This is a genomic window from Flavobacterium sp. C3NV (genome assembly GCF_046825355.2).
Taxonomy (GTDB): domain Bacteria; phylum Bacteroidota; class Bacteroidia; order Flavobacteriales; family Flavobacteriaceae; genus Flavobacterium.
The window spans coordinates 206010-222009 of the sequence record NZ_JBKQBJ020000006.1 but is presented as its reverse complement, the minus strand read 5'-3'; the positions used below and the strand labels follow the sequence as shown (position 1 = coordinate 222009).

At 33.0% G+C, this 16000-nt stretch carries 14 protein-coding genes; 9 read left to right on the top strand and 5 right to left on the bottom strand.

Translation table 11 applies throughout. The features are described from left to right. Positions 1 to 108 precede the first annotated feature (108 nt). Positions 109 to 1209 (bottom strand): histidinol-phosphate transaminase, encoded by a 1101-nt coding sequence (gene hisC / locus ACIDC4_RS11205; RefSeq protein ID WP_412045356.1) that lies wholly within the window; start codon positions 1207 to 1209, stop codon positions 109 to 111. A gap of 152 nt (positions 1210 to 1361) precedes the next feature. Between hisC and ACIDC4_RS11200 the strand changes: the two genes are divergently transcribed. Both ACIDC4_RS11200 and ACIDC4_RS11195 read left to right on the top strand, forming a co-directional pair. Then, complete coding sequence (locus ACIDC4_RS11200) at positions 1362 to 2195, top strand: hypothetical protein (protein ID WP_412045357.1); 834 nt, start codon at positions 1362 to 1364, stop codon at positions 2193 to 2195. 49 nt (positions 2196 to 2244) lie between these two features. Next, positions 2245 to 2997, top strand: a complete 753-nt coding sequence (locus ACIDC4_RS11195; protein ID WP_412045358.1) for a hypothetical protein — start codon at positions 2245 to 2247, stop codon at positions 2995 to 2997. 117 nt (positions 2998 to 3114) lie between these two features. Here ACIDC4_RS11195 and ACIDC4_RS11190 read toward each other — a convergent pair whose 3' ends face one another. From ACIDC4_RS11190 to recF, 4 genes are all read right to left on the bottom strand, one after another. Then, the gene (locus tag ACIDC4_RS11190) at positions 3115 to 4173 is read right to left on the bottom strand and encodes a glycosyltransferase (RefSeq protein ID WP_412045359.1); all 1059 of its coding nucleotides are present in this window, start codon (positions 4171 to 4173) and stop codon (positions 3115 to 3117) included. Positions 4174 to 4269: 96 nt separating this feature from the next. Beyond that, positions 4270 to 4947, bottom strand: coding sequence for a DUF2461 domain-containing protein (locus ACIDC4_RS11185; protein ID WP_412045360.1), 678 nt, complete (start codon positions 4945 to 4947; stop codon positions 4270 to 4272). A gap of 10 nt (positions 4948 to 4957) precedes the next feature. Next, the gene (locus ACIDC4_RS11180) at positions 4958 to 5656 is read right to left on the bottom strand and encodes a thioredoxin domain-containing protein (RefSeq protein ID WP_412045361.1); all 699 of its coding nucleotides are present in this window, start codon (positions 5654 to 5656) and stop codon (positions 4958 to 4960) included. Between the two features lie 196 nt (positions 5657 to 5852). Further along, entirely contained in the window at positions 5853 to 6932 is a 1080-nt protein-coding gene (recF, locus tag ACIDC4_RS11175) for a DNA replication/repair protein RecF (protein WP_412045362.1), read from the bottom strand. A gap of 413 nt (positions 6933 to 7345) precedes the next feature. Here recF and ACIDC4_RS11170 point away from each other — a divergent pair, with 413 nt between their 5' ends. The 7 genes from ACIDC4_RS11170 (at position 7346) to ACIDC4_RS11140 (ending at position 15934) form a co-directional block, all read left to right on the top strand. Continuing rightward, positions 7346 to 8131: a tetratricopeptide repeat protein gene (locus tag ACIDC4_RS11170; protein ID WP_412045363.1), complete on the top strand. Its 786-nt coding sequence runs from the start codon at positions 7346 to 7348 to the stop codon at positions 8129 to 8131. A gap of 85 nt (positions 8132 to 8216) precedes the next feature. Beyond that, entirely contained in the window at positions 8217 to 8789 is a 573-nt protein-coding gene (gene ribH, locus ACIDC4_RS11165) for a 6,7-dimethyl-8-ribityllumazine synthase (protein WP_412045364.1), read from the top strand. A gap of 164 nt (positions 8790 to 8953) precedes the next feature. Next, a complete protein-coding gene (gene mutL / locus ACIDC4_RS11160) occupies positions 8954 to 10894 on the top strand; it encodes a DNA mismatch repair endonuclease MutL (protein ID WP_412045365.1) in 1941 nt (646 codons plus the stop codon). Continuing rightward, a complete protein-coding gene (locus ACIDC4_RS11155; protein ID WP_412045366.1) occupies positions 10891 to 11640 on the top strand; it encodes a rhomboid family intramembrane serine protease in 750 nt (249 codons plus the stop codon). Before mutL ends, ACIDC4_RS11155 begins: the two co-directional genes overlap by 4 nt. Positions 11641 to 11681: 41 nt before the next feature. Next, positions 11682 to 12545, top strand: a complete 864-nt coding sequence (locus tag ACIDC4_RS11150; protein WP_412045367.1) for a rhomboid family intramembrane serine protease — start codon at positions 11682 to 11684, stop codon at positions 12543 to 12545. An 18-nt stretch (positions 12546 to 12563) separates the two neighbouring features. Beyond that, positions 12564 to 13610 (top strand): endonuclease/exonuclease/phosphatase family protein, encoded by a 1047-nt coding sequence (locus tag ACIDC4_RS11145; RefSeq protein ID WP_412045368.1) that lies wholly within the window; start codon positions 12564 to 12566, stop codon positions 13608 to 13610. A gap of 161 nt (positions 13611 to 13771) precedes the next feature. Beyond that, positions 13772 to 15934 carry a S9 family peptidase gene (locus ACIDC4_RS11140; protein WP_412045369.1) on the top strand — a complete coding sequence of 721 codons (2163 nt, stop codon included), beginning with the start codon at positions 13772 to 13774 and terminating at the stop codon, positions 15932 to 15934. Positions 15935 to 16000: the final 66 nt, after the last annotated feature.

Genomic DNA, 16000 nt, shown 5'->3' with positions numbered 1-16000 from the left:
TTCAAAAGTAAGGATTATTATTTATTTGGGTTGGTTTTCTATAAAATAACAGACAATTAAATGATTAAAATTATGCGTGAGAGAGGATCAATTGGTTTTTGTGAAGTTTTATTTTATAGCTTCAATAAATTGCTGCATTTCTTTCATTGTTCCAATAGTAATTCTGCTCCATTTTCCATTTTCTTCATAGATTTTGGTTCCTATAATATTATTGAGTTCTAATTGTTTAAAGAAATCCTTTTTATAATTCTCCAGCGAGAAATAAATAAAGTTAGAATAGGAAGGAATACATGTTAAGTTGAGTTGTGTAAGTTGGTCAATGGTATATTTCTTAGCCTCTTCATTTTTTGCATATACTTCCTGAATGAATTTTTCATCATTTAATGAAGCGATTGCGGCGACTGTAGATACCTTGCTAATTGATAAGCCAGGAGATGATTTTAAAATATTGAGTGAATCAATTGTCGTAGCATTTGCAATAGCATAACCTACTCTTGCACCAGCTAAACCATACATTTTGGAGAAAGTTTTGGTTATAATTAAATTTTTGTTGTCAATAACCAGATCACTTAATGATTGTTCTTTTGTAAAATCGATATAGGCTTCATCGACAAAGACAATCGCTTTTTTGGTAGCCTCTTTTACAAAAGATACTAATTTTTCTCTATCACATATTGTTCCTGTCGGATTGTTAGGATTGCAGATATAGATCATTTTTGTATCTGAATCAATTGCTTGTAACATGGCTGTTAAATCATGTTTTTTGTCTTTAGTTAACGGAACAGCGATTTTTTTTATTCCTAATTTTTCAGATGGAGATGTCCAGTAGTCAAATGTATTTTCGGCGATTATAAAATTACCTTTATTTAAAGAACTGTATTGAAGAACTAAATCTAAAATTTCTGTTGAGCCGGCACCAAGCAGAATGTTATTATCTAAGACATTGTTCTTTTTTGCAATAGCGGTAATTAATTCAGGATAAATATTCCAGGCGTATCGATTGCTGTTATTGATACTTTTGGTCATAGCAATTCTGGCTAAGGGAGAAGGGCCATAAGGATTTTCGTTTGATCGTAATAAGATGGGAGATTTATCGAAATTTGGTAAAAGATATTCTTTGGATGGATTTGCAAATGCTTCAAATTGGCAAAAACCTAATCCTACCGCACCTAAACCTATTTGTTTTAACCAGTTTCTTCTATTACTCATCTCTTTTTTATTAAATTAAACGATTCAACAATATGTCGTTGCAATTGAAGAAAAGTTACATGTTGGTTTTTCTTAATAAAATTTTTAATTTGAATTAAAGTTTGTGTTCTATCTTTTGTATGTTTGGTTCTCTGTATCTCAAAAATATATGTATGAAACAATTTTGTAAATTATTAGTTTTTTTAGTCGTGATTTTTCAAGTTTTAAGTTGTGACAAAAAGAAAACCGATACTGCAATTAAGAAGTTTGAAAGTAATAAAACCTCTGATAAAGCTGCAATTGTAAAAGTTAATAATGAAGTTGATGATTTTTCTTTTCCTGTTGATAGTACGTTACAGGTTAAAATTCTTCGAACAGAAGTATTTCATAACGATGAGGTTGAACAGAATTTCGACAAGAAAGTTTGGTTTGGTCTCTTTAAAAAAGATAATGTTTATACTCTTTCTCAAACCCAGGTATTTATAAAGTCTGTAAATGATCCTATTGTAGATGAAAACGAAGAAGACAAAACGGGTTGGGAAATTACAACATCAATAAAAGATACTTGTATTGTTCTAATTGAAAAAAAGCCATATTTGAGTAATAGAGAAGTATGGAATATAAAAGTGCCTGCAAATCTTGCTGATAATGAGGATTTTGAGTTTAATTATAAAAACATTGAATATACTTTATTTGCATTTGTGAAAAAAAGAAAAGAAAGAGTCGATTCAGAATGGATTGAGGTTTCTGATTATAGCCTTTATTTAAGAGCTTATGAAAATGGCAAAGAAACTAAGACACTTTTAGTTGCGAAAAAAAACATTGATGAAAGGTTTATAGAAATAGTATTTGCAGGCGATATCGACGGAGATGGAAAATTAGATTTAATTATTGATACCTCAAATCATTATAATGTTTCAAGGCCAACGCTATATTTATCAAAACCGGCATCCGAAGAAAAAAAGATCATCAAACCAGTTGGAGTTTTTACAACCGTAGGATGTTAGGTTTTGCAATGCAATTTATAGGTTTAACTTTAATTTTTAAAATGTAATAATGGTAGAATCAAAAATGATATCTCGAAGAGAAAACATTAAATCAGTTCTTAATAAGTTGGTATTAATTTTAGTTTTTTCCTTTCTTCCAACATTAGTTATTGCTCAGATGAACATATATGGAAATTGGAAAATTGGTAATTTAATAGGACTTAATGATGTTGATGAATATTCTATGATCAAGCAAAAAGAGTTTTCATTGGGAAATAGTTTGACTTTAAATTTAGATGGGACATTCTCAAGTGGATATTCAGCTAAATGTGGTAATGATTGTTTTAAAAACACCTCGGGAAGATTTATATTTATTGATGAAGTGCATATTCGTTTTATCTTAGAAGATATTCATTTTAGTGGTTTTTGTGGGGGCAATTTAAAATCGGAAACAGAATTAAATAGAGATTTAGGGATTTTTTATATTTATAAAGATTCAGATTCAGTTCGGTTAATTAAAAGCAATGGAGTTTTAGAAGATGATAATAATAAAATTTTATATAATGAGTTAATGGATTCTTTTGATTGGAGATCGTATGATTTTGTCTGGAATAATACGAAAGGAAAAGATCAGGAAGATATCATAAAAGATTGTATTGATAATAGAAAGCTGATTGATTTTTTTAAGTGTAAAGTTGTCTTTTCAAAAAAAGAAAAATACGGTGATGTTATTCTTGTTCAGGAAAATAGTAATTTCCACTTTGTGATTTATGATGATTTCAAAAAGAAAGTTTCTTTGGCTTATCCTCGCGTTATCGAATGAAATTTTTTATAGCAAAAATTCGCAAAGTTAGCAACGTTTTATCAATACAAAGCTTTGCGAACTTTGTATTTTTAAAAAAGTTTGGGAGGTAAAAATCTTGCGTTCTTTGCGGTTAAACTAAGCACAAGAATCCAGCAATTCATGATATTTATCCGCAATAATCTTCATATTAGTATCATAATTCGCATTTTGCTCTACAAATTTTCTGTTCTGAATAATAGCATTATTTCGGGATTCAGCATTTTCAAAAGACCAAATTAGTTCTTCGGCCAGCATTTCGATATTATCAATTTCAATCAATTGTCCGTTTTTGCGATGCTTGATCCAGCTTTGATTTCCGGGAATGTCTGAAACTACAGGATAACAATTACAAGCCATTGCCTCGAATAAAGACGCCGAAACTCCTTCGGTAATTGGCATGCTGATATAAATATTCGATTGTTGTAATAATTTAGGAAGTTCAGTATTTGGAATTCTTCCTGTAAAAATTACCTTGCTTTCGATTTGAAGCTCTTTTGCCAAGTCTTTTAGAAACTGCAATCGTGTTCCGTCGCCAACAATTGTCAGCGAAAAATCAATCCCTTTTTGGTTTAAAATTGCAAATGATTTCAAAATCGAATCATGGCGATATTCTGGTTGTAAAGATCGTGTTACAATCGCTTCAATTTTATTTGAATGGTTCGTTGAAGGAGAAAAAAGTGATAAATCAATTCCTTTTGGAATAACCAAAACTTTATTCATGTCAACACCAATTGCTTTCATCGAAATAGTCATGACCGGACCCCAGGCATGAATTAAATCGGCTTTTTTGAAAGCGTGTTTCTGAATGATTTTTTTTAAGGGTAATAAAACCGAGCCTTCCGGCCATAAATCTGTTCGGCCTTGTTGTGCAATTGCGATAGGATGCATTCCTGAAATCGCAGCCAGAAAACCGTAACTGGTTGTTCTCTCTGCAATAATCATATCCGGTTTTTCTCGACGGATTGTTTTTCGAATTGAAATAGGAGAAAAGACATATTCTAAAATACGTTTGAATCGGTTGAGTTTTGAATTGTTGGGTGTTTGAAGTTCCCAGGTGCAAATTTCAAAATCGCCAAATTCTTTCAAACCATTCATCCACGTAATCGCATCCGCACGATAAGATTCTCCCAGAAAAAGTATTTTTCTTTTTTTCATGCGATGATTTTTTTGCCACAGATTAAAGGATTTAAAAGATTTCTTTACTAATCTGTGTTAATCTGTGAAATCTGTGGCAAAAATAGATCTAATTTTTTAAAATTCATCCGTCTCTAAGGCGCGATTGATGAATTCGTTTAAAGGTTTTAAAGCAATTAGTTTTTTGCTCATTTTGGCAACAAAGTCTTTTTGAGTGACTTCAGCAAAATCATATTTTTGAGTAGCTGTAAAGCTTTTCAACTTTAAAAACTCAATTGCAGGATGATCTTTTTCGTAACCTCGTGGAGGATTTTTAAGCGAATTGGTTTCATTTACATCCAAACGTCCAAACTCTTTCTTAAAGTTTTTATCGGCAATAATAGCTTCCAGATCTTCATGAAAAAACGCAATTTCTTTACGTACTTTTTTTAAGTCTTCCGCTTCTGGCGAATAAAATCCGCCGGCGATAAAACTGGCGCCTTTTTCAATATGTACATAATATCCGGCGCGATTAGCTCCTTTAACGCCGGTAGACATCCAAACTCCTAAATGGGCTTTATACGGCGATTTGTCTTTAGAGAATCGAATGTCGCGATTGATTCTGAAGGTGCAATTTTTAACTTCGAGCAATTCTAATGACGGATCAAGAGGTTTCATTACGTCAAGAAAATCACTTACTAACTGGTGGTAATCTTTTTTGAAAATCTCATATCTCTTTTTGTTATCCTGAAACCAATCTCTATTGTTGTTCTTTTTTAAATCGTCTAAAAATTGCAATGATTCTTTCGTTAGCATATTCTTTATTTTATTGCAGTTGTTTTTTTAAGTCTTCTTCACTGATAAAACCTGTAGTTTTCCATTGTACAGCTTTGTTTTCGTATAATACAATTGTTGGTAATTGGTCAATTTTTAGCTGAGTTGCCAATGTTTTATTTTTATCAACATCAATTCTAATAATCTTTACTTTATCTGCCATGTCTTTTTGCATTTGTAAAAGAAACGGTTCCATTTGCTTGCATGGTCCGCACCAAACAGCATAAAAATCGACCAAAACCTTTTTGTCTGAATTTAATAAATCATTAAAATCATTCATAGACATTCCGGCTTCTGCCGCTGCGGGAATTCCAAATCCTTCTTCGTTCCAGTTCAGGAAACCGCCATTTAATTCGTAAACGGTATCAAAACCTAATTCTTTTAGTTTTGTAGCTGCTTTTTTGCTTCTTCCTCCGCTTAGGCAATAGACAAAAACAGGTTTCGATTTGTCGTAAGATGCTGCTTTTGCTTCGAAATCATCACTATTCCAGTTTACGTTTTTGGCATTGTCGATATGTTCCGATTCGAATTCGTCAGGAGTTCGAACGTCTAAAATTTGTGGATGATCGGTTGTTTTAATTTTTTCTGCAAATTCTTTTGGATGCAGTGATTCAAAAGAGCTTGATTTTTTATCGTTGCAGGAAATGAATACAATTGAAACTATTAGCAATAAAATTTTGGGGAATTTCATGGGATTAAATTTTAAAAATGGTATCGCTAAAGTAATGATTTTTCAATTTATATTTTCGCCACGAATTTCACGAATTAGCACAAATTAGTTTTTCTGAAAAATGAATTTCACAAAACTTATCTATTTTAGATTGATTTTAAAATTTAAATAAGAAAATAATTAGCGTTAATTCGTGAAATTCGTGGCAAAAAACTTCTCACAAATTAAAAATCTTATAACTCTGATGTGTCGATTTTACAATAGTTTCGGTACGTTCAGGATGTGTATCTGAAATAAAGAGCTGACCAAAAGTCTCGCTGTTTACCATTTCGATAATTTTACCAACCCGGGTTTCATCAAGCTTATCAAAAATATCATCAAAAAGTAATAACGGTTTTACGCCGCTTTGTTTTTTTAGAAATTCAAACTGAGCCAACTTCAAAGCGATCAAAAATGATTTTTGCTGGCCTTGCGATCCGAATTTTTTTATAGGATGCGAGTCGATCTCAAAAGATAAGTCGTCTTTGTGAATTCCTACGCTCGTGTAATGCAGTGCACGATCTCTGTTGATATTTTCCTGTAAAAGCGTTAGTAAGTCTTTTTCGAACAAATGACTTTCGTAAACGAGTTGCACCGTTTCTTCAGATCCGGTTATGGCCTGATGATGTACATTAAATATAGGTATAAATTGTTCAAGGAAATCTTTTCTTTTTTCAAAAATCGATTGTCCAAAACTATTCAGTTGTTCATTATATATAGATAAGGTATCATTATCGAAAGTATGATTCAGGGCGAAATACTTCAATAATGCATTTCGTTGTACAATTACTTTTTGATATTGAATAAGCTGATGCAGGTAAGTGGAGTCTAATTGCGAGATTACGCTGTCCATAAATTTACGGCGTGTTTCGCTTCCTTCAATAATTAAATCGCGATCTGCCGGAGAAATTATTACTAACGGAATGAACCCAATATGATCGGAGAATTTATCGTAAGCTTTTCCGTTGCGTTTTAAAATTTTCTTTTGCCCTTTTTTTAAACTGCAAACAATTTGTTCTTTTCTGTCATTCTTTTCCAGTTCGGCATCAATTACAAAAAACTCTTCTCCGTGTTTGATGTTTTGCACGGCCAACGGATTAAAATAACTTTTTCCGTAAGCCAAATGATAAATAGCATCCAGTACATTTGTTTTCCCAATTCCGTTTTTGCCCACAAAACAATTGATCTTGCGGTCAAAATCAAAACTGACTTCGGAGAAATTTTTATAATTGAATAAAGAAATTTTGTTTAAATACATTTTTTTCGAAACTGTAATGATAAAAGTTGGCATTTCCCATTTATGACTTCTCCTGCAGATTAGGTTTTTTCTACAGCTCCGGATAACTCTCGGGATAAAAGATTAAAAAGGATTTTGTTCTGCAAATTTAATTGAATAAAAGCGTAATCTGTTACAATCTGTGAAATCTGTGGTTAAAAATTACTTTTAATGGTATTGAAAACTTTTGTTAAGTAGAAAATAGTCAGATGCAAATGGCTAAAAAGATCCAAATAGTTAGGCTTTTAGCGGATTTTGGGGTGAATTATTTCGGGATTAAAGAGTAAGAATTGGCTGTTTAGTGAATTATTTTTTTTAAATAGATATAAATTTGCTTTTTTTTACGTTAGTTTCAATAAAAATTTTATTTTTGCCGTTCACTAAATTAATTTTAAATGGCTACTTACAATAAAAGAGGATATAAAGCACCAAAGGAAAAGGAAGTTAAAGAGGAGGTTGTGAATGAAGAACAACAAGTAATTCTTGATGGAAAAAACAGTACTACAGCCGACGTTTTTTCTAAACTGGATGAAACTGCTTCAAAAACTGAGGATTGGGTTGCTAAAAATCAAAAAATCATTATTGGTTTAGTTGCCGGTATTGCTGTTGCTACTATTGGATATTTGGCTTACCAAAAATTCATCGAAGCTCCTAAACAAGACGAAGCTGCAAGCGAAATGTTTGTTGCTCAGCAAAATTTTGATAAAGCGACAAATGGTGTAGCAAGTGATTCATTATACAAATTGGCTTTGAACGGTTCCGAAGGTAAATTTGGATTCGTAAAAATTGCTGAAGAATATTCTGGAACTGATGCTGGAAATTTAGCAAACTATTATGCTGGTATGGCATATTTGAATACAGGTAAATTTGATGACGCTATTAAATATTTAGGTAACTTTAAATCTAAAGAAGCTATCGTTAATGCATTGGCAATTGGTGGAATTGGAGATGCTTATTCTCAAAAAAACCAACAAAAAGAAGCTTTAGACTATTACGTAAAAGCAGCTGAATCTAACAAAAACGATTTTACAACGCCTCGTTTCTTATTAAAAGCTGGTAAGACGGCTTTGGCTTTAGGTCAAAAAGAAGATGCTTTGAAATATTTAACAGATATTAAAGAAAACTACGATGCAACTCCAGAAGCAGCTTCTGTAGATGTGTTGATTGGATTAGCGCAATAATATTATGGCAGAGTTTAGATTTTAGAGTTTAGATTTGTATTTTTACAATCTGAAATTAAAAAATCTAAAATCTTAAATATAAAAGATGGCTACCGAAAATAAAAATTTATCAGAATACGATAAAAACACGATCCCAAATGCGAAAGATTTTCGATTTGGGATTGTTGTTTCTGAGTGGAATGAAACTATAACCGAAGGGCTTTATAATGGTGCTTTTGAAGCATTAATTGATAATGAAGTTCCGGCTCAACAAATTATCCGCTGGAATGTTCCGGGAAGTTTTGAGCTGATTTATGGTGCAAAGAAAATGTTGCAGACACAAAATGTAGATGCAGTTATTGTAATTGGATGCGTAATCCAGGGGCAAACGAAACATTTTGATTTTGTATGCGAAGGTGTAACACAGGGAATTAAAGATTTGAATGTTCAAACTGATATTCCGGTTATTTTTTGCGTTTTGACAGACAACAATATGCAGCAGTCAATCGATAGAAGTGGAGGAATTCACGGAAACAAAGGTACTGAAGCTGCAATTGCTGCAATCAAAATGGCTTATATCCGCCAGCAAGCTTCGATGTCGCACCCGTTTCATCAGCCGTTATTGTCTTCAGGAGCAATTCAGATAGAAGAAACGCCGATAAAAATCGAGAAAGAATAGCAATATTTTTCTTCTAAAATATTAAAAACCTGTGCTGTGTAAAATAGTACAGGTTTTTTGTTTTTTTTATGACAGCACTTATTCTAAAAGCCAAGAGAAATTCATTAAATTTGTGCTTCTTGGTTCAAAAATTTTAACCTTAACTTTTTAATTATTTTTTCTTAATGTCGAGTATCATTCAATTACTTCCTGATCACGTTGCTAACCAAATTGCCGCTGGAGAAGTGGTTCAAAGACCTGCTTCAGTCGTAAAAGAGCTGTTAGAAAATGCTGTTGATGCTAAGGCAACCGACATTAAATTGATTATTAAAGATGCCGGAAAATCATTAGTTCAGGTAATTGATAATGGTTCAGGAATGAGTGTGACCGATGCGCGTTTGTGTTTTGAGCGTCACGCTACTTCTAAAATACGCCAGGCTGAGGATTTGTTTTCACTATGTACAAAAGGTTTTCGTGGAGAAGCATTGGCTTCTATTGCGGCAATCGCGCACATGGAAATGAAAACCAAACAAGATCAGGACGAACTGGGAACTCATATTGTTATTGAAGGAAGTAAATTTGTTTCGCAGGAAGTTGCCGTTTTGCCAAAAGGAACCTCATTTGCTGTTAAAAATTTATTTTTTAATATTCCTGCCCGACGCAATTTCTTAAAATCTGATATAGTTGAATTTCGGCATGTTATGGATGAATTTCAGCGTGTAGCTTTGGCACATCCTAATATTCATTTTACATTTTATCATAACGGCAGCGAAATGTACAATTTGCCTGCTGCAGGTTATCGTCAGCGTATCGTTGGGATTATGTCAGGTAAAACCAATGAAAAATTGGTGCCTGTTAATGAAGATACAGAAATTATCAATGTTCAGGGATTTGTTTGCAAACCCGAATTTGCCAAGAAAAGCAGGGGAGAACAGTTCTTTTTTGTAAACGATCGTTTCATAAAGAGCGGTTATTTGCATCATGCGGTAATGGCGGCTTATGACGGACTTTTGAAAGATGGTTCACAGCCAAGTTATTTCTTGTTTTTGCAAGTTCCGCCAAACACGATCGATATCAACATTCATCCTACTAAAACAGAAATTAAGTTCGATGATGAACAAGCGTTGTATGCTATTTTAAGAGCTTCGATCAAGCATAGTTTAGGGCAATTTAATGTTGCGCCTGTTCTTGATTTTGATCGGGATGCCAATTTAGATACACCCTATCATTATAAAGATTTAGAGGCAGAAACGCCAACAATTCAGGTCGACGGAACTTTTAATCCGTTTACAGATGATAAAACCAATCAGCATTATGCTAAATCGGGTTCAAGTTCAAGTTCTAGTTTTAGTTCAGGATCTGGATCAAGTTTTAGTTCAGGATCCGGATCTGGTTCAGGATCAAATTCATATTCGGGATATAATAAAAGAGTAGAACCAACGGCAACGTGGGAAAGTTTATATGTAGGTCTGGAAACCGATACAATAGAAAGTTCGCCTTTTACATTCGAAAATGAAGAAGTAACTTCGTCCTTGTTTAATGATAATGAAATTGAGCAGGCAAGTCAGGGAACGTATCAAATTCATAAAAAATACATTGTTTCGCCTATAAAATCCGGAATGGTAATCGTTGATCAGCAACGTGCGCATCAACGTATCTTATACGAACAATTTTTGCTTAATATGACCGTAAATCAGGCTTCGAGTCAGCAATTACTGTTTCCGTTGAATTTGTTTTACTCTTCTGATGAAATGACATTAATCGAAGAATTAAAACCTTCATTAGAAACCACCGGTTTTGTTTTTGAAGAAGCGCAGACCGATCATATTGTAATTTCGGGAATTCCGGTAAATATTACCGAAAGTGAAGTTTCTCTTGTAATTGAACAATTATTGAGCGATTTACAAGACGGAATCCCGGCCAGCAGTTATAGCCAGAATGATACAATTGCCAAATCGATGGCCAAAAGTTTAGCGGTTAAAACAGGATCTTACTTAACCGAAAAAGAACAAGATAATCTGGTAAACGGTTTGTTTGCCTGTAAAGATCCAAATATTTCACCTTTTCAAAAACCAACTTTCATCACCATGCGTGTGGAAGATATAGATAAAAAGTTTGCCTTATGATGAATATGACTCCCGTTGTAAAACAATTATTGATAATTAATATTATCTTTTTTATTGGTTCTCAATTAGTGCCGGTTTCTTATGAATATTTTGCTATGTTTTTTCCTGAAAATCCAAATTTCAGAGCATGGCAGCCTATAACGCACATGTTTATGCATGGCGGTATTATGCATATTGCTTTCAATATGATTGCAATGGTTTCGTTTGGTTCTGCATTAGAACATTTTTGGGGAGGTAAGAAATTTTTATTTTTCTATATTTCATGTGGTTTAGGTGCCGCGTTACTACATACAGCAGTAAATTATTATTCTTTTCAGGACACTATGAATGTTTTAATGGCTAACGGATATCAGAAAGCAGATGTTATGAAGCTTTTAAGCGAAGGTAAAATCGATACAAGATGGCAGGATTTAGTTTCTGTTTCGCAGTTTTCAAGTTTTACAGATTCTTATATTGGTACGGTTGTAGGAGCTTCCGGAGCTATTTACGGTTTGCTTACGGCTTTTGCTTTTATGTTTCCTAATGCTGAGTTAGCGCTTATGTTTATTCCCGTTCCTATTAAGGCTAAGTATTTTGTGCCGGGAATTTTGGCTGTTGATTTGTTTTTAGGATTTAGAGGAAGTTCTTTGTTTGGAAGCGGAGGCACAGGAATAGCACATTTTGCACACGTTGGAGGAGCTATAACTGGGTTTTTAATTATGTGGTACTGGAAAAAAAATCAGTTTAACAATAATCGTTGGAATTAATTTTTAACTTTAATATAGAATAAAAACCAAAAGAAGCTTTTATGAATATTCTTGATGATTTAAAATTACAGTATAAATTAGGTGGTATAGCAATGCGTGTTATTTACTGGAACGTTGCTTGTTTTATGATCGCTTTAGTGTTTTTTTATCAATATTCAGGAGGCGGTTTTGCTTATCCGGATTGGCTGGCTTTATCATCAGATCCAAATGTGTTTTTGTTTAAACCCTGGACATTCTTAACCTATGCTTTTTTTCATGCATCGTTTTGGCATTTATTGTTCAATATGATGGTTTTAAATTTTGCCAGTAATTTGTTCCTGACCTTTTTTACTCAAAAACAATATTTAGGTTTGTACATTTTGGGTGCAATTTTCTCTGGAGTTGTTTTTGCGCTAAGTTTTTATTTTTCAAACGTAGCAGGTTCTATTGTTGGTGCTTCGGCAGCTATTATGGCAATCCTGGTTGCGGTAACAACTTATCAGCCTTTGATGGGTGTGCGTTTAATGTTTTTTGGAAACGTTAAACTTTGGCATATTACGGCTGTAATTTTAGTTTTGGATTTAATGCAGTTCCGATTAGAGAATACCGGCGGACACATTTCGCATTTAGCCGGAGCAGTTTTTGGATTTGTCTTTATTAAATTGCTTCAAAACGGAATAGATTTAAGTAAAATAGTGTCCAGAATATTAGGTTTTTTTGCGAATCTATTCAGAAAATCCCCTTCGACCCCTTTCAAAAAAGTTCATAAAAATTACCAAAAACCTACAGAAAAAGTGACATCAAGAATTGTTACAAAAGACAAAACGCAACAACAAATTGATGAAATTTTAGACAAGATTAGCCAGTCAGGTTATGATTGTTTGACAAAAGAAGAAAAAGAGTTTTTATTTAAAGCTGGAAAATAATCCTTTTAGCAAGAAAATATGAAAAACCTTTCGTGGTTTAATAAAATAATGTTCTTTTTGAATATAGTACTGACTGTAGTGACATTTAGTATTTATATTTTACCTTTTTTGGCACCTAGAAGTTTTCCGCTTCTATCGGTGCTTACACTCTTTATGCCGGTTTTTTTTGTGCTAAATGGGTTGTTCTTTATTTACTGGGCAATTCAGTTTAAAAAACGCCTTATTTTATCTGGTTTGGTTTTGTTGACCGGAATTACCTTTATCAGTAAATTTTATAAATTCTCTGCCAAGGAATATATCAAAGACGAAAAAGACTTTTCTATTATGAGTTACAATGTTCGTCTTTTTAATGTTTTTAAATGGCTGGACCGGGATGATATTCCGTCTAATATTAAGGCTTTTATAGATGAAAAAGACCCGGATATTCTCTGTATTCAGGAATACTCCAATTCGGCTCACATCGACTTAAAAGTATATCCTCATCGTTATATTTTTATAGATGGAAATCAGATTAAAACTGGTCAGGCTATTTTTTCTAAGTTTCCTATTATATTCGAAGGGAATATTATTTTTCCTAATTCAGATAATAATGTTATTTATGCTGATATAAAGCGTGGTAAAGATGTAATTCGTGTGTATAATATGCACTTGCAATCCATCAAAATTTCGCCTGATGTCACTAATATTTCGAATAATATAGATAATGTAAATCAGGAAAAGTCACAGCTTATTTATACCCGAATAAGTAAAGGATTCAGGCAGCAACAAGAGCAGGCAGAAATATTTAAAGAGAATATTAAAAAATGCAAAACTCCCTTTATTATTTGTGGGGATATGAATAATAGTCCGTTTTCGTATGTATACCGAAGTATAAAAGGAAAACAAAAAGATGCTTTTGAAGAAGCAGGAGAAGGCTTTGGTGCGACTTATAAGTTCCGTTATTACCCAGCGAGAATTGACTATATTTTTACTGATAGTAAAATGAAAGTAAAAGGTTTTGAAAGCTTTCCTGACTTCGAAAACTCAGATCATTATCCTATAATGGCAAGGCTTTCTATGGAATAGTGCTTTTAATCATAAAAGAGCGCAAAGGTTTATTTAGAGTTCCTAAAGTTTAATTAATAAGCTTTACGAACTTTGCTTTTCTAACCTTTGCGCTCTTTTTGTCTACGAAAATAATCTGAAAGATTAAAGAAATTGAACAATTACTAAATACCACCTAAATCATGATTAAAAAACATTTTTTATTACTTCTTTTTGTTTGCTCAGGTATATTTGCTCAGAAAGATATTGACATTAATGAGTTAAAATGGCTGCCAAATTCGCATTCATTTTGGGTAAATTCAGCTGAGAATATTTTGATTTATGATGTAGATAAATTAAATCAGAATACAACTGTTTTAACCGCTAAACAATTAAAAGACGCTGGTTTTAATGGAAACATCGAAGAGTTGGTCTGGAATCAAAATAAGACAAAAATATTGGTTTATACCAACTCAAAAAAAGTATGGCGTGCTAATACAAAAGGAGATTATTGGTTCTTTGATTTAAAAACCGGAAAAGGACGAAAACTTGGTGTGACCTTAGAAGAATCGTCTCTTATGTTTGCAAAGTTCTCTAGTGATAATGAAAATGTTGCATATGTTTCAAAACATAATATTTATTTGGAAAATCTAACTTCAGGTAAAATTACGCCTCTAACAACTGACGGAACGGATAAGGTTATTAACGGAACTTTTGATTGGGTTTATGAAGAAGAATTGGCAGCGAGAGATGGATTTCGCTGGAGTCCTGACGGAAAAAGTATTGCTTTTTGGCGTGTTGATGCAACAGATACAAAGTTTCATTTGATGATTAATAATACGGATGCTTTATATCCGTTTGTTGTTCCTGTTGAATATCCTAAAGCGGGAGAAAAACCTTCGGCTGCGAAGATTGGAGTTATTGATGTTGCTTCTGTAAAAACAAATTGGCTTAATATTCCGGGGGAACCTGATAATAATTACTTGGTTCGTATGGAATGGGTTGCCGCAAATGAAGTAATGGTGATTCAGCTTAACAGACATCAAAACCAAGCTTCTATTTATAATTGTAATACTCAATCAGGAAAAGCAAATTTAATTTATCAGGAGAAATCTCCTGAGTGGATTGATGTTTTCGATATTTCTTCGGGAGTGTATGATGGTTTTCCATGTCAATTTGTAGATAACGGAAAAGCTTTTTTATGGAGTTCTGATGCTGATGGATGGATGCATGTTTATAAAATTAGTAGTGACGGAAAAAAGAAGGAACTAATTACGACCGGAAAATTTGATGCTTATTTTAAAGCCTATAATGAGAAAACAAAATCTATCTATTATATTGCCAGTCCAACAGATGCAACACAACGCTATTTGTATGAAACGAATTTGAACTCGAAGAAAACAAAAAGACTTACCCCTGAAGCTTTTGAAGGGACTAATAAATATGAATTCTCTACAGACGGATCTTATGCAAAACACACCAATTCTAATATTAACCGTAATCCTAATATTAGATTGGTTTCGCTTTCAGATCATAAAAAAATACTGCCAAAAGAAGAAGATGTTTTTACAGCTCCTGCACGTGAATTTTCTTTAGAAAAATTTAAAGTAACCACTGTTGATGGTGTTGAAATGGATGGGATAATGGCAAAGCCTCTGGATTTTGATTCATCTAAAAAATACCCCTTGTTTTTTTATGTTTATGGCGAGCCAGTAGCTACTGTCGCGAATGATGTGCCGTATTTTAATGGATTTATAGATCATTTGATTCCAAAAGGATATATCGGGATTGCAATGGACAACAGAGGAACTCCATCTCTTAAAGGAACAAAATGGAGAAAATCTATTTATAAAAATATAGGAATTATCAATACGCGTGATCAGGCGATGGCGGCGAGAGAAGTTTTGAAATGGAATTTTATCGATAAAGATAGAGTTGCTGTTCACGGATGGAGCGGTGGTGGAGCTGTTACTTTAAATTTGATGTTTCAGTATCCGGAAATATACAAGACCGGGGTAGCGATTGCTGCAGTTACAGATCAGCATTTTTATGATAATATATACACAGAACGTTATATGGGATTGCCAGATGAAAATGAATCAGCTTATGTTCAGGCTTCGCCGGTGACTCATGCGAAGAATTTAAAAGGAAATTTGCTGTACATTCACGGAACAGGAGATGATAATGTGCATTATAAAAATGCAGAGGTTTTGATCAATGAATTAATTAAATATGATAAAGTTTTTAATTTAATGATTTATCCAAATCGTTCGCATTCTATTTACGAAGGTGCTGGTACCCGCAAACATTTGGTAGATACTTTTTTGAAATTTATAGAAGAAAAATGTCCTCCGGGAGCAAAGTAAATAAACTCTGAAAATAAAAAAAAAGGAGAATTTCTGTAATGAAATCTCCTTTTTTTTATTTTATAA

Coding starts and splice junctions, on each gene's coding strand:
- hisC (WP_412045356.1), bottom strand. CDS start 1,209: ATGAGTAATAGAAGAAACTGGTTAAAACAAATAGGTTTAGGTGCGGTA.
- ACIDC4_RS11200 (WP_412045357.1), top strand. CDS start 1,362: ATGAAACAATTTTGTAAATTATTAGTTTTTTTAGTCGTGATTTTTCAA.
- ACIDC4_RS11195 (WP_412045358.1), top strand. CDS start 2,245: ATGGTAGAATCAAAAATGATATCTCGAAGAGAAAACATTAAATCAGTT.
- ACIDC4_RS11190 (WP_412045359.1), bottom strand. CDS start 4,173: ATGAAAAAAAGAAAAATACTTTTTCTGGGAGAATCTTATCGTGCGGAT.
- ACIDC4_RS11185 (WP_412045360.1), bottom strand. CDS start 4,947: ATGCTAACGAAAGAATCATTGCAATTTTTAGACGATTTAAAAAAGAAC.
- ACIDC4_RS11180 (WP_412045361.1), bottom strand. CDS start 5,656: ATGAAATTCCCCAAAATTTTATTGCTAATAGTTTCAATTGTATTCATT.
- recF (WP_412045362.1), bottom strand. CDS start 6,932: ATGTATTTAAACAAAATTTCTTTATTCAATTATAAAAATTTCTCCGAA.
- ACIDC4_RS11170 (WP_412045363.1), top strand. CDS start 7,346: ATGGCTACTTACAATAAAAGAGGATATAAAGCACCAAAGGAAAAGGAA.
- ribH (WP_412045364.1), top strand. CDS start 8,217: ATGGCTACCGAAAATAAAAATTTATCAGAATACGATAAAAACACGATC.
- mutL (WP_412045365.1), top strand. CDS start 8,954: ATGTCGAGTATCATTCAATTACTTCCTGATCACGTTGCTAACCAAATT.
- ACIDC4_RS11155 (WP_412045366.1), top strand. CDS start 10,891: ATGATGAATATGACTCCCGTTGTAAAACAATTATTGATAATTAATATT.
- ACIDC4_RS11150 (WP_412045367.1), top strand. CDS start 11,682: ATGAATATTCTTGATGATTTAAAATTACAGTATAAATTAGGTGGTATA.
- ACIDC4_RS11145 (WP_412045368.1), top strand. CDS start 12,564: ATGAAAAACCTTTCGTGGTTTAATAAAATAATGTTCTTTTTGAATATA.
- ACIDC4_RS11140 (WP_412045369.1), top strand. CDS start 13,772: ATGATTAAAAAACATTTTTTATTACTTCTTTTTGTTTGCTCAGGTATA.